A 24,783-nucleotide genomic window follows, 5' to 3' on the forward strand; every position below is an offset into this window, starting at 1 on the left:
AGGGAAATCGGCGAATATTCTGTTGATTTTGAAAAAACAGATGGATTCGTTTCTTTTATTAATTCCTAAATTAATTTTTACACCCTAATCCTATTTTTACACTCTCTCTTTAGTCAGAAACCCTTGATCCCCAAGGATAAACCCTTGAATTTTACCCAGTCTTCCTCCATTGCTAGATTAATTCGTCGAAATTTTTTTTCTCTTGATCTATTCTTAGGCTGCTTTTAACGGCTTGTGGCAAAAACTTAATAAAAATTTAAGACTAGAAGCAGAATCAGCAATATTTGTTAGTGAAGAAATATTAAAGGGGGTGTTGGTTGACGGTTACTGGCTTGTCCTCATCTCTCCTCTTCCCCACATCCCCATCCCGGCTTGAAATACTCCTTCGCTTTCGCAAAGGAAAGTTTATCTAATTGATCATTCAAAAAGTTGTTAAAGCGGGCGAGTGCTTTTATTAGAGATTCTATTTTAGAATTAGAAGGCGTGCTATGATTATTTTCAGGAGTCGGAGCATTGAGCCCACAGCTAGACAACGAGAATCAGTTCAACCGTTTTTAGATTCTGCTTTGGTCAAGTGCATCTATTTGAATGAAATAGAAGTCAGTGAAACCACTCCTTTAGGGGTACAAATTATTCAAGTAATTGTCGCCAAGAAGAAAGAACTCTTAGAGAGAGTCACTCGGTTAATTGCACAAGTCAAACAACAATTTCCCGATGAACCTTCGCGGTTACAATTGTTAAATTTATTAGAAACGATTGTTTTAGCAAAATTACCTCAGATGAGTCGTCAGGAGTTAGAAGCTATGTTTGGTGTTGATGATTTGAGAAAAACTCGGTTTGCTCAAGAGTTAAAGCTGGAAGGAATTATTGAAGGTAAATTGCAAACGATTCCTCGCTTATTAGGAAAAGGTTTTTCTGTTGAGGAAATTGCTGATATTTTACAATTGGATATTGAGCAAGTCCAACAATTTATCAATACGCTCAACTAACCTACCCAGAAACCGGGTTTCTGGAAGAAGCCCGATTTCTAATTCCCCACTTTTTGGAATAAAGGTTGTAGACAAATGAATTTTTTGAATCAGTCGCCCCTCTCCTTGTTTGAACGACTCCCTCTACAGAGCTAAATTGTCAAGTTCCTGTTGCATGGCTGTTTTTACTCGTTGATAACAAATATCGACATACTCGCGGTCATTTGCTGCTTCCCGTCCATTCCATTCAAACTCAATCATTGGACAAATGTGAATTTTAATTTTTGCTGGTAGAGGAAAATTCGGTAACGGCCCAATTCCAACTCCCCAAGGCAACCCCAAATAAATCGGAAATACCTCTGGGTCAAGATTCAATAACCAAGGCATTCCTAACTGGTGCAGTTGTTTTACCCAGTCGTAAATATCCGTGAGTACAATTAACGTATCGTGGGCACCGGATGAAACTACAGGAACAATGGGGGCTTTCTCCCGCAGTGCTAACTTAATAAATCCTTTGCGACCTGCTAAATGAATTTTGTTGCGTAAGTGATGGGGACGAAACACATCCTCACCGCCACCGGGATAAACTAAAACCGTAGCATTTTGTCGTAAAGCTGCCATTCCCATGCGAGGATGGGCTATCACTGCTCCACAACGCACCGCCGAAGTTGCGACTTCTGGGGAAACCAGCCAAACTTTCGGGTGCATGAGTCCGTAAAGTAAGCGTTCTGTTCCGAAGCGACGACACCAAGCGTACAACCCCATAAACATATCGGGGGCGGCTAACCCCCCATTATGGGAACCGACTAATAACATTTTATTTTGAGGGGGGAGATTTTCCCAACCGGTGGTTTTGACCTGAAAATAATGGTCATAGAACCAACCTAAAATTGGCATTAAGGATCGGATATAGTCAGGATCACGATCCTGTAATGACCAACCTGTGAAACGAGGATTGGCTGTTGGGCCGGGAGAGGGATTAGAGTTGAAGAAGAGGTTCAAGATGTCAGAACTGTAAGCGTTGCATCCGTCAAGATAATCTAGTTTTGAGGGAATTGGCAACTAACTCTGCAAGAATATTTGTATGACCTTGGTATTTTTACCCCCCAACAAAGGTTATAACCGTTTTAAAACCATTAGCGATCGCTCAGTTACCGTAATGGCTTTATCTTCAGTATAACGAATATCATCTTTAATAAAACGAGAGTAAGTCGTATCAATCACAACTTGCCATTCTCGGTTTGCCATGGGTTCAGGAAGGAAGAAATCAAGCGGTTCATAATGAGCATTGAACAAGATATAGAAACTATCATCAATAATGCGTTCTCCCCGTTCTCCTGGTGTTAGAATCGCTTCTCCATTTAAAAATACACCAATGGCTTTTGCAAACCCCATATTCCATTGTTCTTCTGTCATCACAGCACCATCGGGGTTAAACCATCCAATATCCGTAACTCCTGAACCATAAATTGCCCGACCTTGGAACCATTTACGACGCCGAAAAACCGGATGTTGACGACGAAAATAAATCAATTGACGGGCAAAGTCTAATAAAGAAGAATTTTCTTCTTGTAAATTCCAATCTAGCCAAGAAATTTCATTATCTTGACAATAGGGGTTATTATTTCCTTGTTGCGATCGCCCAATTTCATCTCCTCCTAACAACATGGGAACCCCTTGAGATAACATCAAAGTGGTTAAAAAATTACGGCGTTGACGGTTGCGAAGTTTCAACACATCAGGGTTATCTGTAGGCCCTTCTTCTCCACAATTCCAAGAGCTATTATGTTGATCTCCATCTTGGTTATTTTCTCCATTAGCTTCATTATGTTTATAGTTATAACTCACTAAATCATTCAACGTAAATCCATCATGAGCCGTGATAAAATTAATACTGGCATTGGGACGGCGACCATTAAACTGATATAAATCTGAACTTCCGGTAAAACGATAGGCAAATTCTGCCAAAGTTTGGTCTTCTCCTCGCCAAAAATTGCGGGCATTGTCTCGATATTTTCCGTTCCATTCTGACCATAATAACGGGAATTCACCGACTTGATATCCCCCTTCTCCAATATCCCAAGGTTCAGCAATTAATTTAACATCCGATAACACTGGATCTTGATGAATAATATCAAAAAATGCAGCTAATCGATCTACTGCATAGAGTTCCCGTGCTAAAGCCGAAGCTAAATCAAATCGGAACCCATCGACGTGCATTTCTAACACCCAATACCGCAAACTATCCATAATCAATTTCAACACTTGCGGATGGCGAACATTCAGGGAATTACCACAGCCTGTAAAATCCATATAATAGCGAGGATCTTCATCTACTAAACGGTAATAAGCTGCGTTATCAATGCCTTTTAAAGATAGAGTCGGCCCCATGTGATTGCCTTCTCCGGTATGGTTATAAACCACATCTAAAATAACTTCAATTCCTCCTGCATGGAGGGCTTTTACCATTTGTTTAAATTCTGTGACTTGTTCCCCTAATGTGCCACTGGAACTATAGCCTGAATAGGGGGCAAAATAATTAATAGAATCATAGCCCCAATAATTTTTTAGCTTTTTATCCACTAAATACCCTGGATAAGCTAAATAATGATGTACAGGCATTAATTCGATAGCTGTTATCCCAATCGATTGTAAATAAGAAATACTAGCCGGATGTCCGACTCCGGCATAGGTTCCCCGTAATTGTTTAGGAATATCAGGATGTAGCTTTGTAAATCCTTTGACATGAGCTTCATAGATAATTGTTTCATGAAAAGGGGTGCGTAAAAGTTGATCATCTCCCCAATCAAAGGATTCATTAATGACAACAGATTTAGGAACTAAATGAGCATCATCTTCTTCAGAATAGGAAAAATCTTGATCCTGATGTTCTACAATATAACCTAACGTTTCTATCCCCCCTTGAATATCCCCATCTAGGGCTTTAGCATAGGGATCAATTAATAGTTTATTGGGGTTAAAACGATGACCTTCATGGGGTTTATAAGGGCCGTGGACTCGAAAACCATAGCGTTGACCTGGCCCTACACTGGGTACATAACCATGCCAAACAAAATTACTAACTTCTGTTAAAGATACACGAGTTTCTTGTCCCTTTTGATCAAATAAACACAGTTCAACCGCCGTCGCATTTTCCGAAAATAAAGCAAAGTTTGTTCCTTTTCCATCCCAATGAGACCCTAATGGATAAGGTTTACCCGGCCATAAAGGAATATACATAGCGTTGACTCCAGGGGATAGGGTTTAAAAATGTTACATCCCAATTTTTAGGGAATTTAAGAATAACAGTTTTGAGATTCAATCCTATCAAGTTGTATAATTTAAAAACATATTCCTAAAGGTAGATTTTTGTTATTTTTACTATTAATTTTTAACAGTCATGTTGTTACATTATTAACATTGCAGGTTAAGTAGAGATTTCTTCAGAAGCTAAAGATTTAACTTGCACAAACATGATTCCTGCTCCTAATAATGCTATCGTTAATCCTGCTAAAAATGAACGTAAAATTCCACTTCCACCCGACCAAGGAATGATAAAAATAATCCCGGCTGCTAGGATGAAACTTATCCCCCAACAGCCACTAATTAAAATGAGCTTTAAAACCGAAATTTCAGATTGAATTTTCTTAACAACAACACCCATGAAACAACCGCCAATCAACCCAGAAATGGTAAAATTAATCAATTGACGAATTGAACCCAAGGTAAAAGATGCTAAATTAAACTGATTAAAGGCAATATCATATTCATTAATATAAGCGCTTAATTGTACTCCTATAGCTAAAGCGATCGCCCACATTAAAGCAATAATAAAAACTCGAATTCTACTTAAAGACGGAACCCCTTTTTTTAATCCCCATCCCACACTTAACCCCCCAATAAATCCACAAGCTGCACTAAAAATTATCCGTTCTTGTAGCAATTCTGAAGTTAATAGATCTCCTGTAGGAACATTTCGGGCAATATCCCATAAATTGAGTAAAAGTCCCACTGACCAAAATAAACTAATAATTAAAAGGTTAAGTATCATTTTAATAAAAATTCAAAGGTTTAAAGCTGATTGCAGTCCCGTAAATAGGCGATTTAAAAGAATAGAACACCCAAAAAACTAGGGTAAAGTTTCTTTTATTTCTGTTCCCTGTTCCCCAATTTTCCTATATTGATAAGAACGATTTTCTGCCCCCCAAACTTGTTTACCTTTAGCATCAAATCCCCGATCTTGAGTTTCCATTCCTTGTTGATCTAACTTAATCGTATTCGTAATTTTAACCGCTCCCTTAAAATTAGTTGCACAGCCTCCCGGTTGAGTTTCACCAATATATTCACTTCCCACAGGTTTCAAAAATACACTACAATTAGCATTTTGTATTTCTTGATAACTAATCACCCGTTCTGATAGAGATTTCTGACACAAACCCATCCAATTTTTAGGATTAATCAGTTTAAAACTAATGGACTCAATACTATTTCTATCCGCACTGGGTTTAATTTCTAAAACTCTCTGACGATAGGGTTTTGATAAATTGCCAGTTAAGGCTTGTTCTTGATAGAGAAAAACCCCGTTAAAATGTTGAACAGAACCGTCTGTATTGTTCAATTTCACCTCACAAGTCGTCATGCGAACACTAGGCGCATCAGGAATAGCTTTAGCCTGTGCTGAAGTCTCCATTACACCTGCCAAATAAGATGCTACTTCCTGAACACGACTTTGCATCGGATCAAGTTGAGTCCTGCATCCACTCAAAATAAAGGCAACCCCTAAAATAGAAATGGGAGATAATTTAATCATCGGAACATCCCAACCGTAGTAAGCCCTTCAGGGCTTCAAAACATTGTAGATCCACTTTCTAACATTACCTTGTAAATTATTATTATGCCAACTTACACCGGAATTTCTAGCGAAGCCTTTCGTCATCCCCTGGATAAAGAAGCAGAAGCCGCTCTCCGCAGCGTTCCAGGTTTCGATTTAATTGCCAGTAAATTTGTAGAATTCGTCTATGAACGACCTCAATATGTTTACTTAATGGGAAATGCGATACAAGTTGGGCCGAGACAATATGCGAGTATTTATCATCTATTTCGAGAATGTGTTCGAGATTTAGATATTTTTCCTGAACCTGGTTTATTTGTCTCTCAAAATCCTCAAGTTAATAGTTATGCTTTGGGACAAGAACACCCTTATATTATTCTGAATACGGGTCTTTTAGACTTAGTAGATGAAGCGGAATTACGAGCGGTTTTAGCCCATGAATTAGGGCATATTAAATGCGGTCATCCGATTTTAAATCAGATGGCAATTTGGGCGATGGGTGTAGCTTCGATGTTAGGAGAATTAACCTTTGGGTTAGGAAATTTAGTCAGTAGTGGTTTAATTTATGCCTTTTATGAATGGCGAAGAAAAGCCGAATTATCCGCAGATAGAGCCGCATTATTAGTCACAGATGATCTCAAATGTGTGATGAAATCCATGATGGAATTAGCGGGAGTGAGTACCAAATATGCCCATGAATGTAGTTTAGATGAATTTATTCGTCAATCAGAACAATATCGAGATTTAGATCAAGATGGATTAAATCAAGTGTATAAATTTTTATTGTACAATGGCGGTCAAGGTATGATGTTAAGTCATCCTTTTCCCGTTGAACGCATTCAATATTTACAACACTGGGCTAATTCTGCGGAATATCAGAAAATTCGCTCCGGTCAATATCAACGAGCAACCGCCGAAGGTTCTGTTAATGTTAAAGCCGAAAAACCTAAAGATGAAGTTGATGATTTACGTCGCCAAATTGAGGAGTTACAAAATCAAATTAATCGGATGAAATCTAAATAATATTCTCCAGAAGCCGGGTTTCTGTATTAATCTAGCTTTAATATCATTAACTCTGGGGGAGAAACCCGGTTTCTGGGCACAATGGCAAGAATTCACAAATTATGAAAATGACTATTTTAGAAACCATCATCCGCGACTATTAATTAATTAAAGTTTGGCTAATGCTATTGGTAAGTAGTTAAGTTTTTAGGGGCGATCGGGCTGCATTTGTTTGTGCTAACATTAAAGAGCTTAAACATTAACTATTAAGAGTCTTTTACTATAATGTCTAATAGTTAGAGTCGATAGGAGCGTTACCACTCCTACCTCTCCTTCAGAACCGTGCATGAGACTTTCACCTCACACGGCTCCTTGATAATTCCACCTTTGTTATAGGTACGATTCAAAACGGTTGATTGTCATAATTCTCAACAGTTTTAGTTAAGGAACCATCACTAGCCGTTTTTGTGTCGTGACAATGTTTGTGTAAAAGTTGCAGATTATCGTAAGTATCTTTTCCACCTAACGATTTGGGTTTGATATGGTCAACTTCTACAATGTCTGTACTTGTAAAATACAAACCACAGTGAGGACAAATACCCTTTTGTTTCTTAATTAATTGGGAAACCCTGTTAGGAGTCTCAGGATATTCACCTCGTCGTTTACTCCAATAAATCCAGTTTCCATCAAACGGACTAGCCTTGCCTTTAACCTTTGTATGCCTGACGATTGGTGTACTAGCATGGGTGAGTAATTCTAATCCATTTTCTGTACTGAAACACCAATTTATGTCGCCTACTGTTCGCCAGTATTTGTTTTTATTGATGTTCCCTTTTCCCCTCGTTCTTGCCCAGGCTCTCAACTTGTCATAAGTTAGATAGTCAACCTTGTTAAAGGTTTCTTTACTGACTACCGTTGAGTAATAGTTTGACCAGCCTCTTATAATTGGATTCAGCTTACTAATTAAAGCAGCTTGAAGCGAGGTTTTATGGGTATCTATTATTTCAGCTATTTTGACGAGGTGAGTTTTGATTTTGGTTTTTGAGGGTGTGATTAATGTCTTAAAACCTAGTGGTGTTCCATTCGTTTTTTTTGCGCTTCGGTAGTTACCTACTTTGTACTGTTGTATATGGAACCCTAAAAACTCAAACCCAACATTTCCTTCTATTTTATTAAGGGTGTGGGTTAATTTTGTTTTATTAGGTTTTAATTCCAGTCCCATATCATTTAACCATTCAGCAATTATCTCTTGAACTCTTTTGATGATGTTCAAATCCTCGTGGATTATTACAAAGTCATCAGCGTACCGGATGAGGCTAAGGGCGTAACGGTTATCCCTTTTTCTCCCTTGTAGAGTTTCTGCATATTGCATTACTCTTTCTTCCATTCCATGTAAGGCAATATTCGCAAGCAAGGGTGAGATAATCCCCCCTTGTGGTGTACCTTCATTTGTTGGAAAGATTTTCTTTCCGTCCATATACCCTGCTTTGAGCCAAGCTTTAATTTGTCGGTTTAAGTTTGGGTAAGTATGTATTTTTGAGAGTAATGCTTTATGGTTAATACGGTCAAAGCATTTAGCAATATCAGCATCCAGTATATATTTAGCTTTATATCTGATATTGTTAAATATTGCTTCGATTGCATCATGACAGGAACGTCCTGGTCTAAAACCATAACTGTTTGGCTCAAATTGTGCCTCCCATTCTGGTTCTAATGCTAGTTTGACTAACGCTTGTAATGCTCTATCGTCTATTGTGGGTATTCCTAATGGACGGGTTTCTGTTGTACCAGGTTTGGGAATCCTTACTCTACGAGTAGGCTTAACCTTACCTGTTAACTTTAATCGTCCTACAAGGTTCATTCGTTGCTTTGGGGTCAGAGATTTAACTCCATCCACACCTGCGGTATTTTTACCTTGATTATCTTGTGTTACCCGACGTGTTGCAATACATTTTGCCGACCAGGAATTAATCAGGGTCTTCTGAAGTTTGCGAACTGCTTTAACATCGCCTCGTTCACTCGCTTGAAATATTCTCTTTTGCAACTTAAAAGTCACCCGTTCTAGCTTGCGCCAGTTAAGGTCTTTCCACTCCACCGTCTGATTTTTATTCAGCGTTTTAGATATATTCATTGCTACTTGTTCTATTTCTTTGGAATTACCGAGTATCTGTCAGCATATCCCTTGCATTACCAAGGGCATTCGCTTTTGATACCATCCCTCCCCTACCTATCATTCGTTAGCTACTTACTGGATTTCGACCTCTCCAGAGATATATGGGGGTTACTTCGTTCCGATTACATATTTGTTTGAAGTCTTTAGCGTGATGCTTTCCACCGGGTTTATTGGGCGGTGCTAATAAGTCGAAGAGTAAATCGCTTATGCCCTAGCCTTGCCTTTTGGCTTGGTGTTAATCAAGTTTTATCTTGATTCAGCCATTACACCATTTCAAATGACGATGGTTCAGATACATCTTTGCTTGCGCTACACATGGACTTCTTGCTCGATAGTTACCAGATTTGGCTTCCAGTAGTTCTACCTTTTAATCCCGCTTTAGCCTGTTGGATGCTACCCTCACAAACTAGGGGTTATGCTTTCACCTCAGCACTTGAGGGATGGGACTTACCGCACGGCAGTTCACCCATAAATGTAATCAGTTATCACCAGTCTTAACTACTGGGTTAACCGTCCCATAAGCTTTTCGGCTTATTTTAGGTTAAACGAATCGCACTAATCTATTGTGAACGTGCAGTTTCAGCTTGAATTTCTCGAATAATGGTGGATATTTCTTCTTCTGAATCAAGATGTCTTGCCAGAACTTGAGCCGTTGTATCCAACAGGCGTTCTGAAAAGGCTTTAGTTAAGTCTGTCCGTAAGCCTTGTCCTATATAAAACTTCAGCAACGCTTCTACAGACATATCTCGAATTGTCGCTATTTTTGTCAGTGATTCTAAAGTATCTGTTGGGATTTCAATCGAGACTGTTTCCGTGATTCGTGGCCGCAATTGCAATTTTATTTCTGCTTCAGGATTGTTCATATAATTTCCTTTTCAAAGCTAACGCCATGTTTTTCTAGGTTGCTCTCGGCTTTGTTTTTGTCCCATTCAAAGTCAACACCTTGTAGTCTGTACAAACTATCCATATTTCGATATTAACATTATTTAGGCAAAAGCGAAAGTATCAGCGAAACTAGGTTTTTCTTTCTTCCACAAATTAAATGTAGAACGTGATCGCACTACATCTATTTGTGCTAACATTAAAGAGCTTAAACATTAACAATTAAGAGTCTTTTATTATAATGTCTAAGGAATCTGTCATCACAGAACATATTGAAATCACCCCTGGGGTACTTGGTGGTAAACCGTGCATTTCAGGTCATCGAATTGCTGTAGCACACATCGCCGAAATGTATCTCAAAATGGGGATTTCTATAGAAGAAATCGCAGGTAAGTATGATTTGCCTCTAGCCTCGGTTCATGCAGCAATGACTTATTATTATGATCATAGAGAAGAAATTGATCGTCGCACTGCTGAAAGTCGAGCTAGGGTGGAAGAATTAAAGCGCAATAGTCCACCCTCTCCGTTACAAGAAAAATTGATCCTAATTAGGAGGTGAGGAGGAGTTATAATGAAACTACCCAATGGTAATCAGGCTGAAATTTCTCTGCAAAAACTGGTCGGCTACTGCTTAAATCAAGAGCATTCGAGTGGCAAACACAAAGCCAGAGTCTTTGCGTCGGTTTTGGGAATCACGACTAACAATGCAGAGGTTTTGCGAGAGCTTATTCAAAAAGCAGCCATTGAAGCAGGGCTGTTTCATTTTCCAGGAAAAACTGTATGACCTCTCCCCCTAACCCCCTCTCCTGCAAGGAGAGGGGGGACTAATTATTACTATTAAATATCAAAAATTATTAATTACTCCCCCTTCCCTAATAGGGAAGGGGGTTGGGGGGTTAGGTCACAGAGGTTTATGGAAGAGAATGAAACAGCCCTTGCCATTGAAGGGGAAGTTATACAACAAGATATTACTGATTTTGGGCAACAGTTTAAAGTTGATTGGACTGTACCCAATACAACAGGGATTAAACTTCGGACAATTTAGGAAATTACTTCAACTAATTCTAATCCTCGTTTGATTTCAGCTTTCCTTAAACTATGACAACACATCTTAAACTTTTGGATTCTGTTGCTATTCTCAAGCCTGTTTCAAGTACACGGTTAACGCTAGTGGAACCGGAATACGAATCTATTCCTAGTTTACCAGTAGGACTTGTGGGAACTATTGTTGAAGTGTATGATACGGGAAAAGAATGTCAGTATTTAGTGGAGTTTGCTGATAGTCAAGGGATTGAATATGCTATGGCTATTTTAAAAGCAGATGAAATTTTAGTTCTGCAATATGAACTCGCAGTTGCTTAGAAACGTAAGAGGAATAGAAGTTAGAGAAAAGCGATCGCGCTTCTAAAAAATATCGATCGCTCCTAATAAAAAAGAGGGATACCAGTGCATTGTCAAATAAAATAAGCTTAATACTTGAAAAGTGATGAAAAAGATTGTAGTATGAAAATTCCTCATGATGCCATTATTCCAGATTCTAAAATAACTCGCTATTTGCTCGTTCTTAGAGAACAAGATGACAAATCAAAATTTCTCGCACAGGCTGGATTTACCCAAGATAATCCCGAACAGTTAATATCAGCGCTGCGTCAATTAGCTGATGCAGTAGAAGCCGTAGAAGACACAACTAACGAATATGGAATTTTTTATCGTGTAGAAGGAGAGTTAATCGGCATTAACAACAGAAATTTATCAGTAATTACAATTTGGCTTAACCGTAAAATAGACGGCAAATTTCAGTTTATCACCCTTAAACCTAAGAAGGAGAAATCAATAAATGTTTGACCTTTACCAGCGCGTTTCATTAAATAGTGATTTTCCAGAATATCACCTCAAAAAAGGCGATGTAGCCACTCTCATTGATTATGTCCCCCATCCCGGCAACGGCGAACAAGGTAGCGTGCTAGAAATCTTCAGTGCTACTGGGGAATCAATTGCCGTTGTTATTGTTCCTATTTCTGCAATTAAACCCTTGAGAAACGATGAAGTTTTAACCGTTCGGCGCCTAGCAGAGGTTAGCTAAATTGTAGGATAGAAGTAAAGTAATGGGGAGAGCGATCGCACTTTCAGAAAATTAGAGCGATCGCACCTTTTGTTATTTGGGAAAAAAAAACGATCGCACTTTCGGAAAAAAGAATGATCGCATCTTCTAAATAAAGAGCGATCGCACCTTTTGTTATTTGGGAAAATAAGAGCGATCGCACTTTCAAAAATCAAAATCATATCAACTATAAGCCTCATCATGACTACCAATATAATATAAGTTTAAAATCCCCTCTCCTGTTGACTCGTCTATTGTTTCCATATCAAAAATAATTCTACAATCATAGGCAACAGAGCAAGACCACAAACCATCCAGATTTCCCTTTAATTTATGGGTTTTTAGGGATGGGATAAAAGGGTCTTCAGATAATAAAGTTATTACTGAAATGACTTTTTCTTGCAGTTGGGGATTCTTCTTTACTAATCTTTTAAATGACCTTTTAAAACTATTTTCATAGACTATTTTCATAAATTAGTCTGCCAAAAGATTTGCAATTGCTTCTTCCGCAGTGCCACAAAAAGCTGTGCCATTTTTCTTGGCTTCTCGTGTCAGCTTGACAGATTTTAGTATTTCTTGTTCTTGTAACTCTAGCCGGCGTTTTTGCAGAAACTCAATCAGTTGATCTCGTTCTTCTGAAGTTAAATTATCAAATGTATTAATCAAATCTTGTTTAAAAGTAATATTCATAATAATATTTCGTCGTTTTATCAAATTTAAATTGATTATAGCAAAAAATTTTTGATGTTCTGAAAATGATCGCCCGATAAAAATAGGACTTACGCAGAATACCCAATTATACACCATCTGTAGGGGCGAACAGCCGTTCGCCCCTACTAGATATGGTTGTTTTGCGTAAGTCCTGAAAAAATCAAAAGAGCGATCGCATCTTCTAAATAAAAACAGGTCGCCCCTAATAAAAAAGGAGCGATACCAGTACATTTCAAATTGAAATAGTGGGTACTAGGGGATCAAGAAACGAAAAGTCAGGAGGAAGAAACTGGGACGACGCATCTGTAGCCGGAGGTAGATTCTGAGGCGGTGGCTGATTAGGCAACAAAAGGCTTGCTGTTGTGAAACTAGAAGATTGAACATTATTCAGTTGAACTAATTGTTCACCTGTACTTTTCAGAACAAGTAAGGTATTAGCACCTGCGGCTTGAATCAAGATGTCACTAATACTTACATCGGCTGGTACTTGGATGAAATCATTGGCATTGTCAAAGTCGGTGATAATATCTAAACCACCACCTGTTGACAGTGCAAATCTATCTCTTCCCTGTCCACCAGTGAGGGTATCAATATCCCTATCACCTGAGAGGAAATCATCGCCCGCATCGCCAAACAGTTGATCATTGCCTTTGCCACCATATAAAGTCTCGTTGCCGTCTCCGCCTCTAATAATATCTTGACCTTCATTCCCGAAAATTAGTTCGCTGTCGGCAGAGCCGATAATGGTATCATTTCCACTAAGAACTAATACGCCACCTAGAATATTGGTTAGTTGTCCAGAGGATAGAGTGATAGATTCAGAGGTGTTATCGCCGATCAAGCGACTAATACCATTATCATTGGTAACTGTTAATGTCATAGATGTTATTGATTCTAAACCGTAAATTTTACTGGATTGGAGAAGGGTGAAATTGGGAATGTTCGCTCTTTCAAGATATGAATGACGATTGCTCAGATGTAGTCTTAATCTAAATCCTAGGGAGTGTAAAGGATGCAGAGATCCTTAGAGATTATGCCTAATATAATCGGAGAAATCGGCATTAATTGTTGCCTAAGTCCAAGTTCTTTGATTGCTACCGTTAGACACATAATCTAAACCAGTTATACTTGCGTTTCCGTTTCCTAAATCTGCTGATATAACACCCTCGTGAGCGCGCTCAAATACATAGTAAGAAGGCTGTACTTTACCAGAGTTATCAAATCGGTTAAAATCGAGAAGAGAAGGAAAAGCGAAGTCACGCGACATTATATTAGAGAAAACATTAACGACACCATTGTGATAATCAGCGCCTTTGTTGAAGGCTTTGTCCTTGGGATTAGACCCATGTTCTTCATAGCCCATAAAATTAACTATATAGGAATCATTAGCACTCGTCGCTTTTTCATTATCACCTGCTACACCTCCTACGGTATCCGCGTCTGAAACAACCAATGCAATAGACTTAGTAGCGGCACTACTAAAATCTATTGGGCGATCATCAATCTTATCTCCTGGGTTATTTCCATCAATATCGTAACTACCTTTCCCAGTGCCACCTGGAAGAGCCGGATCAAGTGCAACCAAATCCTTCACTTTTCCACCTATTCTTCCTATCTCAGAGGCAACGTAGGAGCCTAAACTATGACCTAAGAGAATAGTTTTTCCAGGATCTATTCCTAATTCTTTCAACTTCTTCGTAGCCCAGTCAGCAACTGGCCTGATCCTCTTCGCAGCGTTGTAAGGAGGCTGCGAACCATCGTTTGCTGCTTGTTTCCAGTCTAAGTAAAGTACCTGAGAGTTTGGATAATAGTTACTAGCTGCTGCTGTTTCTGCTAAATTAATTATATTGCCATCTTCCTTACCATCAAAATTACGACCATGAATCACTACAACGGTGTCTTTGTTGGGGTCAATATTGCTACGATTAGCTATCCCCTTTTTACCATCTTTATCGTAAAGCGATAGCTCAACTGGGAATGTCTGATTTTCTACCGTTATAGTGTTGTCTAATGCCGTGGGAGATTGAGCTTCCCAAGAGAGATCGAAATAAGCATCATTAAGTTTTTCAAGGTAATATGCCACGACCCAATACTTACCACTATTTTTCGGTGTAAACTGAATAGTCTTACCACCGAACGCATCTCCCTTCCAGTATTCACCGATTGGTTCTACCTGGTTTTTGTTATTTGCACCTACAGGGAAAGCGAATAAAGCATAATCATCATCGGCTTTTACATTGAAGTTGTAAGTTCCCCCTTGCTGAAAATCACCTTGTGTCCAAAATTGCAAGTAGAAGTTATCCTGATTGACTCCGTTCGCAGGGCTTGTATACCCCCAATCCTTTGCGATACCTTTTCTACCATCACTGCGGGTGTTAGAACCAAAACCTAGGACATCATTGCCTGACCATAATACAGGTTCCCAAGTTCTTGAATTAATATTGGCGTTGTAAGCTCGGATAGCCCAGTTTTTGGAATAATACTCATTGATCTGGTCAGTTGTTGCATACTCTACTGAAAATATGTTTCCATTTATAGTGGCTGTTCCACTATCATCCTCACCCCTCAGCCCGTGAATCTCATCTTTACTCAACTCCTTCCCCTGCACAACTGCGGCAAAAACTGCCCCCTCATCTCCAGGTGTATCCGTAACATTCAACCGTGAATCAATAGAATGCCCGATTTCTTCCAATAACACATCTGCAACATCGGCCGAATTTGCCCCAGTCAATAATTCCCTCGATAAATAAATCGTATCCGTCGCCGCTGCAAAAGCCCCATTCGCCCCACCAATTTCAGCAGACGAGACAACTTTAACTGGGGGAATTAAACTAAAATCACCGTTTAACCAATCTTGGGTTAGAACATTTGCAGCTTGATTATCCCAACTTTCTCCAAAGGCTAAATTCATCTTTTCCACAAAATTAGGAACCTTGGCAAACTGGGTTAATTGTTCCTTGACAATATCCATTGCTTCACCCGTCAACCCATCGAAAGAATTGTCATTTGGTAACGTTATAATATTAGGATCAATAGTTGCAATTGATCCTTCAATTTGAACCAGCAATAAACTATCAGAGGGGTTTGGCGTGACTGCTGGAATATTTAGATTTTGATTAATATGACCGATTAATAAGTCAGATGGTAGAACAACTACTGGATTAGTTTCCTGACTAGGACTCCAATTCAAAGCAGAAAAACTGGTAGATGGGAGCAAATTCTGGTTAGGATCTGGAGAAAGTGGATTAGACATATATTTCCTGAATTTAGGTTAGGCAAGAAAAGTGAGATTTTTATGATAAGTATAAGTAACTAACTTAAACAATAGTATGGATGAAAAACTTGTTTCTGTAAAGTAATGAAATATCACTTTTAAGCAGAAAATTAAAATTGTTTTCGTCATAAATTGTCATAATATTTTGAAAAATGTCAGGTGAAATCACAAAAAGTCTGATATCCTAGTGAAAATACTGATATTTTGTGGAGTTATGGATATAGAAGAATTCTTGAGGTTAGCAGACAATGTGGTTTTTTTGGAGACAGAAAAACATCTGGATGATCTGCAAAAAGCGGTCTTGCGCGGTGTATGGGAAGGCCAAAAATATTCTGAAATCGCAGAAGAATGTTATCGTACCGAGGCTTATGTGAGAAATTTAGCCTCTGAATTATGGAAAATGTTTTCAGGGATTTTAGGTGAAAATATTAGTAAATCGAATATTAAATCGAGTTTAGAACGATCACAATTAGCTGATTTTTTGAATTATAATGAGTCTGTAAGTCTTAGTCCTGTTAAAATATGTAATAATAACTCATCATCCGTCATCCCTAAAGATCAATCTCTCTCCCCCCCAAAACAACAACAAATTGACTTGGGAAGATCACCAGATCTCAACAAAATCTATGATCGCACTCACGAACTAAAAACCCTACAAAATTGGATTATTCAAGAAAATTGTCGCCTAGTTTCTATTATTGGATTAAGTGGAATTGGTAAAACAACTTTAACTCGTTATCTGATTCAAACCATACAACCACAATTTGAGGCGATTATCTGGCGTAGTCTTTGCACTTACCCAACTTTAGAAATAACCCTGAAAAATTTATTATTATTTTTCTCTAATCAATCCTTAACCGAATTACCCGCTAGTTTAGACGAACAGTTATCTTTATTAATCGAATATCTAAGAACAAAACGCTGTCTGATTATTCTGGATGATGTGCAAACTTTACTCAATCAAGGAACCCTAGCTGGACAATATCATCCTGACTTTAAAAATTATAGCCTGTTGTTTAAATTAATCGCCGAAACTCCCCATCAAAGTTGTTTAATTCTCAACAGTTGGGAACTTCCCCAAGATATTGTTACTTTAACTGATGATAATGCACCCATTGGCTGCTTAAAATTGCAGGGGTTAGGTTCAGCAGCAAAGGAGATTTTGCAGGAAAAACGATTAACGGATGAGGAACAATGGGAAGTTTTGATTAACACTTATCAAGGAAACCCTTTATGGTTAAAAATGGTAGCAACAATGATTCAAGATATTTTTAGGGGAAGGGTGGCAGAATTTTTAAAATATGATAATCTATACTTAGGGGAGGAACTGACCGAAATCTTGAATCGGCATTTTGAAAGGTTATCAGAGATGGAGAAAACAGTCATTTTAACTTTGAGTCAAGAAAGGCAACCTCTAGCGATCGCAAAATTAATTGAAATGTCTCAATTACCCGCAAGAGATGTATTTAACGCAATTCTATCTTTAGAAAGACGTTGTTTAATAGAAGCAGAAGATCAGGAACAGGAAACCTGCTTTAAAGTTTTACCAATCTTCAGACAATCTGTTCTTTCAAAAGTTAGTTGATCATTCATCTAACTTTTATGAGATAACAATAAAAAGTTATTTGCAGTTAGGTTATGATGGTAAAATTTGAAATCCAGCTTGAAGAAAATGATGATCTAAGGTTAAAGTTGTAACAATCTCTCGTTCTTCCATAACAATAAACGATAAACAATCAGTGAGGGAATAAGATTTGTCTTTATTCTTTTGAAAATATTGCCATCCCTGATTAAAGAAAGTCCGATCAATCTCTATCAACTCTATATCACGACTTTCCAAGAGACGATTACCAACTTCAACTGCTTTATAATGAAAGTTGCGACTATTAAAAAAAGTTACGACTTCATCAAAAATGTATGTTGTGGTTACTAAAAAAGGTTTGGAGCTTGCTAAAGCCACCCAATTTTGTAATACTTTTTGATGAGCATCTTCATTTCTGATTTCCAGAGCTAAAATATAGCTGGTATCTAAAAAATAGATATTTTTCATGGAGTATACAGATAATGATCATGTTTAACTGCACCATCTTGTAAATCACATTCCACAGGGTTTGAACCTAAATCCCAAATCGAAGATTCTTTTTTGATACCCGTAATAATAATTTTTTCCTGTTCTTGAATGATTTCAAACTCTTGATTTTTTCCTAACATTTCTTTGGGTATTAATAATCCTTGCTCTGTTGCTATTAATCTCATTTAAAATCACCTCAATTGATTAGGTTATTTAATCGGTCGAGTAAGTTAGGGTATTCTATTATAATCTATTTTGATAGCGATCGCACTTTCTAAATTCGGAAATCCTGAATCGACACAGGAACCCTTGAAAGATACAATAAAGATATTCTAGTATGAGTTATCACTCAATCAGTAACTAACATGATGAAACTGGATCACATTCAAGCTAAACCGTCTTCGGGTTATATCGGAAAAGGGGTAATCCTACTCAGCATTTTAGCGGGAACCATGATATTTACAAACCCCAAGCGGGAAGAATATGTCAATTATGCCTCCGATCAATTATCCACAGAAATTAAAAAATCCATTTGTCAAGAGTCTCAAGTCCCTGAATTTTTAAAAGGACTTTCTAATACATTAGTCAATACTTGTAATACCTTAGTTACGACTCAACGAGACTTAATTAAAGATACGATTAATAAATCCACAATCCAACAAAATGCTCTTTTATTCAGTGTTTATACAACCGAAATTATGGGCTATAAATATCAAACTTTAGGAGGATTTGGTAACTTTGTAACCTTTCCCACAAAAGACCCGAAAACTTCTCAATCTGCTTCTAAATAAGGGGATTGAGAACTGCCTTCAATGTCTTGTTTTAATCGAGTAATAAAACTATCTCGATTGACTTGACTTAAAATCCCTTGAATGGCGGTATCAATTCCATTTTCACCCCAAGTACAACCTTTTTCTAAATACACTTGTGCTGCTTGACCGATGGTATAAGTTAAATAGGCAGAAATTGACGCTTGAGTAATGGCAATTCCGGCATAATTTGCGAGATCCGTTGCTAATCCTGCGGCACTTTTACCAAATCCTAAGATCCAACCGCTTCCCATTTCGGCTAATAATAATCCTCCCGAACTTAATAGAATTTTTTTCCATAATTTTCCCGCTTCATAACTGGTCATGGGTAAACCATATAAACGAGCTAAAGAACGAATTAAAATTAAATCACTGATTGTTGCCCCCAATACATCTAAAATAGCAATGGGATTTAACGCCACTGCTAAGGCTTTATAACGGGTAAATTTCCAAATTAATTCTTCTGCTTCTGACGCTTGTAATTGAATACTTTGACGGGCAATAATTCGTTCTGCTTCTCTGGCTTGAACTAACGCATTTAACGCTAAAAGCGATCGCCCTTCTCGATTTAATAATTTTACAATAATTTGTTTTAATTCCTCAATTTGAGGCGGTGGAGATTCCCATTCATGGGTGATTTTACCATCAGGCCATTCAATTCTTAATCGGATGGGGGCGGGTTCAGCCGATACCTTAACAATTTCAAACGGGGCTGATTTTTGCGGAGCGTCAACGGAATAAGCTGGAGAAAAATCATCTCCTTCTAAGGTTTTACTCTTGATTAACTGTTGTAAATTTTGATAGATTTTATCTTGTTCTGATTCTGTATATAAATCAATTTTATTAAAAACAATAATTAAAGGTTTATGGGCATTTTGTAATTCTAAAAGGGCATCATATTCCGTTCGAGTTAAATCCCCCGATACCACAAATAAAATTAAATCCGCTTGGCGAGTTACATCTTTTGCCATCTCTCCCCGAACTTGTCCCGCCACTTCATCTAATCCAGGGGTATCAATTAATTCAACTTGAATCGAATTTTGTTCCTCAATATTATCAATGCGGTTAGGTTCTTCAATTTGTGGTAATGATATACTCCAACGCACAGAACGGGGCCATTGAGTCACCCCATTTAAGGGGCCAGTTTGCAGAATTTTTTCCCCTAATAACGCATTTAAAACCGCCGATTTGCCGCGACTGACTAACCCAAATACTGCAATTCTAATGACTCCTTGTTCAAGCTTTTCTAAATTAGTTGATAGAACTTCTAACTGTTTTTGTAATGTGGCTTGTAATTCAGGATGGGAACTGCGCCGTTGACGTCGTAAATGGTTATAACGGGTTAAGGTTTGTTTTAAACTAGAACGTGCTTGATTAAAATGATTGTTCATTATATAAGTGGTTGTGCAGAATAAATTACTGAGTTGAGAAAGGGAACAGGGAACAGGCAACAGGCAACAGGCAACAGGGAACAGGGAATAGGCAATAATTATGTTTAGGTATTTATAGAACGTATTATATTATTTAGCGATGTTTAATAGGATTGAGGACAGGAACAATAGGTAATGATCAGAAATTAATAATCAGCAATCCTTGAAATGTAGGGGCGAGGTCTCCTCGCCCAGACAAAAGTTTTATCTCTGACAAAATCATCCCATTTACGAAGAAGACAAAATTTCTTCTAGGGCAGGTTTAACCGTAGGATATTGATAATTAAAATTGTAGGATAACGTGCGTTTTGGGATAACTTGTTGACCTTGGAGAATAACCTGCGCCGCATCTCCTAATAACATTTCTAAAGCAAAATCAGGAACAGGAAGCCAAGACGGACGATGAAGAACTTCACCCAAAGCGTGACATAACTGATCCATTTTTACAGGGTTGGGTGCGGTGGCATTCAGAACGCCTTCCACTTGAGAATTTGTTAAACTGAATAGAATTAAATTGACTAAATCTTCCCGATGAATCCAAGAAAACCATTGATGTCCTGAACCTAACGGCCCCCCCGCAAACAGTTTAAAAGGAGTTAACATTTTTCCTAATGCTCCCCCCATTCCTAAAACAATTCCTAATCTCAAAATGACTAACCGAGTGCCCACTTCTTGCACCTGTTGGGCGGCGGCTTCCCAAGCTAAACAGACATTGGCTAAAAAATCCCGTCCACTGGGACTATTTTCATCAAATAAAGCCGTTTCGCTGCTTCCGTAATATCCAACCGCAGAAGCACTGACCAGAACGCTGGGTTTAGAATTAGCTTGGGCGATCGCTTCGACTAACTTTTGAGTCGCCGTTGAACGACTTTCTAAAATTTCCTGTTTGCGTTGAGGCGTCCAGCGTTCATCAGCAATTCCCGCCCCGGCTAAATTCACGACCCCATCACAGCCAGAAATCGCCTGTTGCCAAGCCCCCGATTTCGTTGGAGTATAACCCACAATTTCTAACTGGGAAGAGACAGAACTGGGAAATACTCGTTTAGCCCGCTCTGGGTTGCGGGTCAGGACTAACACCGAATGTCCGTCCTCTTGGAGTCGTTCTACTAAACGACTTCCGACAAATCCTGTTGCTCCTGTAACTGCTACTTTCATTAAAATAACTCTTAATGGCTGAATGGTCGCACCTGTGTCTTTAGATTATCAAATCTTCGCCACTTCCCTAGTGCGGGTAGCAAGCTAACATGGGGGGAAATAACCTCAATCTTTCTGATCAGAAACATTCCTGAAAACCCCCGCTTGAAAATCATCATGCTGATCCAGAAAAAATCAAAGCTTTTCCTAGTTGTTGCAGCGATCGCCTGTGTTGGGAGTATCGCCACCTTCATTTATTTAACTCATCAACGGTACAAAGCCTATAGTTCCGTAGAAACGGGCAAAGTTGTACCGGGTGAAGCGATCATGGCAACCTTTGTTTCTCCCACCCCTCGCGCTTTATCAGAATTACAAAATTTTGGCACCCCAGAAACCCAAGGGTTCATCCGGCAGGGAATTCAAGCCTTTCAACAGCAAAGTTTAGCAGGCACAGCGATTAATTTCAATCGAGATATTCAACCTTGGATTGGCGGAGTGATGGTGGCGTTATTGCCTCGTGATCCGGTTAAACCCGCTTCTGAACCTCAACTGTTAATGGTGGTAGGGATTAAAAATCAATGGAAAGCTTGGCTATTTGCCCAAAAATTAAAGGCTTCATCGGATATTCAAACTCAACAAAGTCAATATCGAGGAATTACCTTATCCCATTATCTCGAAAAAAGTGGAAAACAATATCATGTTGCGGTTGTTAATGATCAATTAGTGATTGCAGCCAGTCCCGAACCTGTAAAGCGGGCGATCGATACCTTTAGAGGATCACCATCTCTAGTAAGTTTATCAGGACAATCCCACCTTTTCTTGAAAAGTGCTAACCTCTCCCATCCCTTAGTCACCGTGTTAATAGGGGACTATGATCGGTTTACAAAAGAGATGGCGACGACTTGGCCGGAGGCTTCCCCTTTATCCCTGAGTTCCTTATCTCCCTTGACCTCCATTCAATCTATTATTTTGGCAGTTGGGGTAGAACCGGAAGGACTTCGCGTAAAAGCAATTGCCCAGTTACGTCCCACTGCCACTATATCCCGGCGTTCCCCGGAATTTGGGGAAATGGTCAATCGTTTTCCTACAGAAACCCTCGCGTTTGTCAATAGCCATGATCTACATCAACTGTGGTTACAATTTTTAAGCTTAGGAAAAAACAATCCCGCTCTTGAGAACCTGAGCCGTCAAATTCGTTTGGGACTACAAGCGATTGATTTAGATGCTGATACAGATGTCTTTGGCTGGATGGATGGGGAATTTGCCTTGGGTGCGATCGCTTCGGAAAAAGGCGTGTTAGCTGCTTTGGGACTTGGAGGCGTGTTATTAATTGAAACCAGCGATCGCCCCGCTGCAGAACGAATGTTAAATAAATTGGATGCTATTATTGCTAATAGTAATCCGCCGATTAATATTGAACAAAATGTTCTAGCTGGAATTGAAGTCACCGAATGGAACGATCCTAAGCAAGGAACCTTATTTGGACATGGATGGTTGAGTCCGAATTTAATGTTTGTTGCTTTTGGGGGGCCAGTGGTGGAAGCAATCACCCAGAAACCCCAACATCCCCTAAATCAAAGCCAACAATTTCAATCGATTAGTAAATTTTTACCCAGTCCCCACCATAGCTATGTTTATTTAGATATGGAAAAAATTACGGCTTGGGCGATGGGATATTTGTTAGCGTCCCCAGCTATTTCCCTGCAACCTAACCGCATGACGATGCTCAATTCAATTCAAGGCTTGGGTATCAGTGCCACGTTTCCTGATGTTTCCACCGTTGAGGTGGAAATGGTATTGGTGCTAAAGCCGAAAAGCTAAAAAAAGGAACATAAGCCTAAGAGATAAAGGTTTTCAAGCCTTTTCTAGTATTTTGGTTGCCGATGTGAGTACCATTAGACTAAGCATAAAAATGTTTTCTTAACATGACTCAGGAGTCCTTGCTTTAGCTACAAATCATGCTAAAACCGTTTTTAGGTCTATCCAAAGCGTATGCGTATATTAATTTACTCGTATAATTACTATCCTGAACCTATCGGGATTGCTCCTTTGATGACAGAGTTAGCTGAAGGCTTGGTTCAACGAGGTCATCAAGTTCGGGTGATTACCGGAATGCCTAACTATCCTGAACGCCGGATTTATGAAGGATATCAGAATAAATTTTATCTGACGGAAGAACGTCATGGAGTGGTGATTCAGCGTAGCTATATTTGGGTACGCGGCCCTAAACCGGGGTTATTAGATCGTCTCCTCCTCGATAGTAGTTTCATGCTCACAAGTATTATTCAGGCATTTAAGGGGTGGCGACCTGATATTATTTTTGCAACGGTTCCGCCTTTATTAGTCAGTGTTCCGGTGGGTTTGTATGCTGGGGTTCGTCGTTGTCCGGTGATTCTGAATATTCAGGATATTGTTTCAGAAGCCGCCCTACGGGTTAAATTAGTGAATCCTGATGGAATTGTGGTTAAAACAGCCCAAGCCGTTGAACAATTGACCTATGAAAAGGTGGATCGAATTTCTGTGATTGCGACGGGTTTTATTGATAAGTTAGTTGAACACGGGATTCCTGAAGAAAAAATTGTTTATATTCCCAATTGGGTTGATACAAAGTTTATTCGACCGTTACCCAAAATTGATAATTCCTTTCGCCAAAAGTATCAGCTTCAAGATAAATTTGTTGTTCTGTATTCAGGGAATATTGCTTTAACCCAAGGTTTAGAAACGGTGATTAAAGCAGCAACTTTATTAGAGTATATTCCTGAAATCTCTTTTGTGATTGCCGGAGAACAGAAAGCCTTACAAGAGTTAGAGAATTTACGCCAGAACTATCAAACCCAGAATATTTTATTAATTCCCCTGGAACCCCGTGAAAAATTACCTGAAATGTTATCGGCTGCAAATGTAGGATTAGTGGTGCAAAAACGAGAAGTTACTGCTTTTAATTTGCCTTCAAAAATTCCGGTTTTATTAGCTAGTGGCTGTGCTATTGTTGGTTCTGTTCCTGATACGGGAACCGCAAAAGAAGCAATTCTTAATAGTGGAGGAGGAATTGTTGTTCCGCCTGAAGACGCAGAAAGTTTAGCCAATGCAATTGTCGATCTTTACAAAAATCCAGAGCAGGTCAAAACTCTAGGTCAACAAGGTCGAAAATATGCAGAAGACTGTTTTAGCATTGAACAAGCATTGAACAAGTATGAACAGTTATTTACAGAAGTAGTAGCGAAGTCTACACCTATCCCAGAACCCTTGACCAAATCTATTAGATGATAATAGAATGTAAACTCGAATGATCGGTTACGGGAAACTCTGGCATTTCCTTCATGGCTTTCGCAAAATCCGAACCATCCAAAATCGAAAACAAGGATTAAAATAATCAGTAGATCTCTATGGCATTGTC

The 24,783-nt window shown here is 38.8% G+C and carries 26 protein-coding genes; 12 read left to right on the forward strand and 14 right to left on the reverse strand.

Features of this window, described 5'->3' with window-relative positions; genetic code table 11:
- Positions 1 to 488 precede the first annotated feature (488 nt).
- On the forward strand, positions 489 to 989 hold the full coding sequence (locus tag NMK36_RS15970; protein WP_254174147.1) for an Rpn family recombination-promoting nuclease/putative transposase: 501 nt from the start codon (positions 489 to 491) through the stop codon (positions 987 to 989).
- Between the two features lie 123 nt (positions 990 to 1,112).
- Here the strand turns inward: NMK36_RS15970 and NMK36_RS15975 are convergent, their stop codons facing one another.
- The 4 genes from NMK36_RS15975 to NMK36_RS15990 form a co-directional block, all read right to left on the reverse strand.
- The gene (locus NMK36_RS15975; protein ID WP_254174148.1) at positions 1,113 to 1,970 is read right to left on the reverse strand and encodes a lysophospholipid acyltransferase family protein; all 858 of its coding nucleotides are present in this window, start codon (positions 1,968 to 1,970) and stop codon (positions 1,113 to 1,115) included.
- Positions 1,971 to 2,084: 114 nt separating this feature from the next.
- Positions 2,085 to 4,208: a glycogen debranching protein GlgX gene (glgX, locus tag NMK36_RS15980; protein WP_254174149.1), complete on the reverse strand. Its 2,124-nt coding sequence runs from the start codon at positions 4,206 to 4,208 to the stop codon at positions 2,085 to 2,087.
- Positions 4,209 to 4,395: 187 nt separating this feature from the next.
- Positions 4,396 to 5,019: a hypothetical protein gene (locus NMK36_RS15985; protein ID WP_254174150.1), complete on the reverse strand. Its 624-nt coding sequence runs from the start codon at positions 5,017 to 5,019 to the stop codon at positions 4,396 to 4,398.
- Positions 5,020 to 5,097: 78 nt separating this feature from the next.
- Positions 5,098 to 5,778, reverse strand: a complete 681-nt coding sequence (locus tag NMK36_RS15990; RefSeq protein WP_254174151.1) for a chromophore lyase CpcT/CpeT — start codon at positions 5,776 to 5,778, stop codon at positions 5,098 to 5,100.
- An 84-nt stretch (positions 5,779 to 5,862) separates the two neighbouring features.
- On the opposite strand from NMK36_RS15990, the gene NMK36_RS15995 reads away from it, so the two are divergent.
- Entirely contained in the window at positions 5,863 to 6,822 is a 960-nt protein-coding gene (locus tag NMK36_RS15995; RefSeq protein WP_190516346.1) for a M48 family metallopeptidase, read from the forward strand.
- A 382-nt stretch (positions 6,823 to 7,204) separates the two neighbouring features.
- Here NMK36_RS15995 and ltrA read toward each other — a convergent pair whose 3' ends face one another.
- Complete coding sequence (ltrA, locus tag NMK36_RS16000; protein ID WP_254173914.1) at positions 7,205 to 8,932, reverse strand: group II intron reverse transcriptase/maturase; 1,728 nt, start codon at positions 8,930 to 8,932, stop codon at positions 7,205 to 7,207.
- 602 nt (positions 8,933 to 9,534) lie between these two features.
- A complete protein-coding gene (locus NMK36_RS16005; RefSeq protein WP_254174152.1) occupies positions 9,535 to 9,837 on the reverse strand; it encodes a hypothetical protein in 303 nt (100 codons plus the stop codon).
- A 260-nt stretch (positions 9,838 to 10,097) separates the two neighbouring features.
- Here NMK36_RS16005 and NMK36_RS16010 point away from each other — a divergent pair, with 260 nt between their 5' ends.
- The 6 genes from NMK36_RS16010 (at position 10,098) to NMK36_RS16030 (ending at position 11,939) form a co-directional block, all read left to right on the forward strand.
- A complete protein-coding gene (locus NMK36_RS16010) occupies positions 10,098 to 10,415 on the forward strand; it encodes a DUF433 domain-containing protein (protein ID WP_254174153.1) in 318 nt (105 codons plus the stop codon).
- Between the two features lie 12 nt (positions 10,416 to 10,427).
- On the forward strand, positions 10,428 to 10,640 hold the full coding sequence (locus NMK36_RS16015) for a DUF6883 domain-containing protein (protein WP_254174154.1): 213 nt from the start codon (positions 10,428 to 10,430) through the stop codon (positions 10,638 to 10,640).
- 129 nt (positions 10,641 to 10,769) lie between these two features.
- Positions 10,770 to 10,901 (forward strand): hypothetical protein, encoded by a 132-nt coding sequence (locus tag NMK36_RS28800; protein WP_302184669.1) that lies wholly within the window; start codon positions 10,770 to 10,772, stop codon positions 10,899 to 10,901.
- Positions 10,902 to 10,954: 53 nt separating this feature from the next.
- Entirely contained in the window at positions 10,955 to 11,218 is a 264-nt protein-coding gene (locus tag NMK36_RS16020) for a DUF4926 domain-containing protein (protein WP_254174155.1), read from the forward strand.
- A 141-nt stretch (positions 11,219 to 11,359) separates the two neighbouring features.
- Positions 11,360 to 11,701: a DUF6883 domain-containing protein gene (locus tag NMK36_RS16025; protein ID WP_254174156.1), complete on the forward strand. Its 342-nt coding sequence runs from the start codon at positions 11,360 to 11,362 to the stop codon at positions 11,699 to 11,701.
- Positions 11,694 to 11,939, forward strand: coding sequence for a DUF4926 domain-containing protein (locus NMK36_RS16030; RefSeq protein ID WP_254174157.1), 246 nt, complete (start codon positions 11,694 to 11,696; stop codon positions 11,937 to 11,939). The genes NMK36_RS16025 and NMK36_RS16030 overlap by 8 nt, the downstream gene beginning before the upstream one ends.
- Positions 11,940 to 12,140: 201 nt before the next feature.
- Here NMK36_RS16030 and NMK36_RS16035 read toward each other — a convergent pair whose 3' ends face one another.
- From NMK36_RS16035 to NMK36_RS16050, 4 genes are all read right to left on the reverse strand, one after another.
- Positions 12,141 to 12,428: a type II toxin-antitoxin system RelE/ParE family toxin gene (locus NMK36_RS16035; protein ID WP_026786313.1), complete on the reverse strand. Its 288-nt coding sequence runs from the start codon at positions 12,426 to 12,428 to the stop codon at positions 12,141 to 12,143.
- A 3-nt stretch (positions 12,429 to 12,431) separates the two neighbouring features.
- The gene (locus tag NMK36_RS16040; RefSeq protein WP_079680660.1) at positions 12,432 to 12,647 is read right to left on the reverse strand and encodes a hypothetical protein; all 216 of its coding nucleotides are present in this window, start codon (positions 12,645 to 12,647) and stop codon (positions 12,432 to 12,434) included.
- Between the two features lie 253 nt (positions 12,648 to 12,900).
- Positions 12,901 to 13,548 (reverse strand): calcium-binding protein, encoded by a 648-nt coding sequence (locus tag NMK36_RS16045; RefSeq protein ID WP_254174158.1) that lies wholly within the window; start codon positions 13,546 to 13,548, stop codon positions 12,901 to 12,903.
- A 192-nt stretch (positions 13,549 to 13,740) separates the two neighbouring features.
- Positions 13,741 to 15,921, reverse strand: a complete 2,181-nt coding sequence (locus tag NMK36_RS16050) for a hypothetical protein (RefSeq protein WP_254174159.1) — start codon at positions 15,919 to 15,921, stop codon at positions 13,741 to 13,743.
- 235 nt (positions 15,922 to 16,156) lie between these two features.
- Here NMK36_RS16050 and NMK36_RS16055 point away from each other — a divergent pair, with 235 nt between their 5' ends.
- Positions 16,157 to 17,527 carry an NB-ARC domain-containing protein gene (locus tag NMK36_RS16055; protein WP_254174160.1) on the forward strand — a complete coding sequence of 457 codons (1,371 nt, stop codon included), beginning with the start codon at positions 16,157 to 16,159 and terminating at the stop codon, positions 17,525 to 17,527.
- A 51-nt stretch (positions 17,528 to 17,578) separates the two neighbouring features.
- On the opposite strand, the gene NMK36_RS16060 is transcribed toward NMK36_RS16055, so the two are convergent.
- Together NMK36_RS16060 and NMK36_RS16065 are read right to left on the reverse strand one after the other, a co-directional pair.
- Positions 17,579 to 17,992 (reverse strand): type II toxin-antitoxin system VapC family toxin, encoded by a 414-nt coding sequence (locus tag NMK36_RS16060; protein WP_254174161.1) that lies wholly within the window; start codon positions 17,990 to 17,992, stop codon positions 17,579 to 17,581.
- The gene (locus NMK36_RS16065) at positions 17,989 to 18,198 is read right to left on the reverse strand and encodes a hypothetical protein (RefSeq protein WP_254174162.1); all 210 of its coding nucleotides are present in this window, start codon (positions 18,196 to 18,198) and stop codon (positions 17,989 to 17,991) included. The genes NMK36_RS16060 and NMK36_RS16065 overlap by 4 nt, the downstream gene beginning before the upstream one ends.
- A gap of 180 nt (positions 18,199 to 18,378) precedes the next feature.
- On the opposite strand from NMK36_RS16065, the gene NMK36_RS16070 reads away from it, so the two are divergent.
- Positions 18,379 to 18,804 carry a DUF4359 domain-containing protein gene (locus NMK36_RS16070; RefSeq protein WP_254174163.1) on the forward strand — a complete coding sequence of 142 codons (426 nt, stop codon included), beginning with the start codon at positions 18,379 to 18,381 and terminating at the stop codon, positions 18,802 to 18,804.
- Here the strand turns inward: NMK36_RS16070 and NMK36_RS16075 are convergent.
- Both NMK36_RS16075 and thyD read right to left on the reverse strand, forming a co-directional pair.
- Positions 18,786 to 20,213 carry a GTP-binding protein gene (locus NMK36_RS16075; protein WP_072719242.1) on the reverse strand — a complete coding sequence of 476 codons (1,428 nt, stop codon included), beginning with the start codon at positions 20,211 to 20,213 and terminating at the stop codon, positions 18,786 to 18,788. The genes NMK36_RS16070 and NMK36_RS16075 overlap by 19 nt on opposite strands.
- Before the next feature lie 267 nt (positions 20,214 to 20,480).
- Positions 20,481 to 21,407, reverse strand: a complete 927-nt coding sequence (gene thyD / locus NMK36_RS16080; protein WP_072719241.1) for a thylakoid membrane protein ThyD — start codon at positions 21,405 to 21,407, stop codon at positions 20,481 to 20,483.
- A 156-nt stretch (positions 21,408 to 21,563) separates the two neighbouring features.
- Between thyD and NMK36_RS16085 the strand changes: the two genes are divergently transcribed.
- Positions 21,564 to 23,207 (forward strand): DUF3352 domain-containing protein, encoded by a 1,644-nt coding sequence (locus NMK36_RS16085; RefSeq protein WP_254174164.1) that lies wholly within the window; start codon positions 21,564 to 21,566, stop codon positions 23,205 to 23,207.
- A 171-nt stretch (positions 23,208 to 23,378) separates the two neighbouring features.
- The gene (locus NMK36_RS16090) at positions 23,379 to 24,653 is read left to right on the forward strand and encodes a WcaI family glycosyltransferase (protein ID WP_072719239.1); all 1,275 of its coding nucleotides are present in this window, start codon (positions 23,379 to 23,381) and stop codon (positions 24,651 to 24,653) included.
- The last annotated feature ends 130 nt before the right edge of the window (positions 24,654 to 24,783 follow it).

Origin of the sequence: Planktothrix pseudagardhii (genome assembly GCF_904830925.1) — a bacterium.
Taxonomy (GTDB): domain Bacteria; phylum Cyanobacteriota; class Cyanobacteriia; order Cyanobacteriales; family Microcoleaceae; genus Planktothrix; species Planktothrix tepida.

Coding starts and splice junctions, on each gene's coding strand:
- glgX (WP_254174149.1), bottom strand. CDS start 4,208: ATGTATATTCCTTTATGGCCGGGTAAACCTTATCCATTAGGGTCTCAT.
- NMK36_RS16025 (WP_254174156.1), top strand. CDS start 11,360: ATGAAAATTCCTCATGATGCCATTATTCCAGATTCTAAAATAACTCGC.
- NMK36_RS16085 (WP_254174164.1), top strand. CDS start 21,564: ATGCTGATCCAGAAAAAATCAAAGCTTTTCCTAGTTGTTGCAGCGATC.
- NMK36_RS15970 (WP_254174147.1), top strand. CDS start 489: ATGATTATTTTCAGGAGTCGGAGCATTGAGCCCACAGCTAGACAACGA.
- thyD (WP_072719241.1), bottom strand. CDS start 21,407: ATGAAAGTAGCAGTTACAGGAGCAACAGGATTTGTCGGAAGTCGTTTA.
- NMK36_RS28800 (WP_302184669.1), top strand. CDS start 10,770: ATGGAAGAGAATGAAACAGCCCTTGCCATTGAAGGGGAAGTTATACAA.
- NMK36_RS16045 (WP_254174158.1), bottom strand. CDS start 13,548: ATGACATTAACAGTTACCAATGATAATGGTATTAGTCGCTTGATCGGC.
- NMK36_RS16070 (WP_254174163.1), top strand. CDS start 18,379: ATGATGAAACTGGATCACATTCAAGCTAAACCGTCTTCGGGTTATATC.
- NMK36_RS16035 (WP_026786313.1), bottom strand. CDS start 12,428: ATGAAAATAGTCTATGAAAATAGTTTTAAAAGGTCATTTAAAAGATTA.
- NMK36_RS16020 (WP_254174155.1), top strand. CDS start 10,955: ATGACAACACATCTTAAACTTTTGGATTCTGTTGCTATTCTCAAGCCT.
- NMK36_RS16015 (WP_254174154.1), top strand. CDS start 10,428: ATGAAACTACCCAATGGTAATCAGGCTGAAATTTCTCTGCAAAAACTG.
- NMK36_RS15995 (WP_190516346.1), top strand. CDS start 5,863: ATGCCAACTTACACCGGAATTTCTAGCGAAGCCTTTCGTCATCCCCTG.
- ltrA (WP_254173914.1), bottom strand. CDS start 8,932: ATGAATATATCTAAAACGCTGAATAAAAATCAGACGGTGGAGTGGAAA.
- NMK36_RS16055 (WP_254174160.1), top strand. CDS start 16,157: ATGGATATAGAAGAATTCTTGAGGTTAGCAGACAATGTGGTTTTTTTG.
- NMK36_RS16010 (WP_254174153.1), top strand. CDS start 10,098: ATGTCTAAGGAATCTGTCATCACAGAACATATTGAAATCACCCCTGGG.
- NMK36_RS16040 (WP_079680660.1), bottom strand. CDS start 12,647: ATGAATATTACTTTTAAACAAGATTTGATTAATACATTTGATAATTTA.
- NMK36_RS16090 (WP_072719239.1), top strand. CDS start 23,379: ATGCGTATATTAATTTACTCGTATAATTACTATCCTGAACCTATCGGG.
- NMK36_RS15990 (WP_254174151.1), bottom strand. CDS start 5,778: ATGATTAAATTATCTCCCATTTCTATTTTAGGGGTTGCCTTTATTTTG.
- NMK36_RS16030 (WP_254174157.1), top strand. CDS start 11,694: ATGTTTGACCTTTACCAGCGCGTTTCATTAAATAGTGATTTTCCAGAA.
- NMK36_RS16065 (WP_254174162.1), bottom strand. CDS start 18,198: ATGAGATTAATAGCAACAGAGCAAGGATTATTAATACCCAAAGAAATG.
- NMK36_RS16050 (WP_254174159.1), bottom strand. CDS start 15,921: ATGTCTAATCCACTTTCTCCAGATCCTAACCAGAATTTGCTCCCATCT.
- NMK36_RS16075 (WP_072719242.1), bottom strand. CDS start 20,213: ATGAACAATCATTTTAATCAAGCACGTTCTAGTTTAAAACAAACCTTA.
- NMK36_RS15985 (WP_254174150.1), bottom strand. CDS start 5,019: ATGATACTTAACCTTTTAATTATTAGTTTATTTTGGTCAGTGGGACTT.
- NMK36_RS16060 (WP_254174161.1), bottom strand. CDS start 17,992: ATGAAAAATATCTATTTTTTAGATACCAGCTATATTTTAGCTCTGGAA.
- NMK36_RS16005 (WP_254174152.1), bottom strand. CDS start 9,837: ATGAACAATCCTGAAGCAGAAATAAAATTGCAATTGCGGCCACGAATC.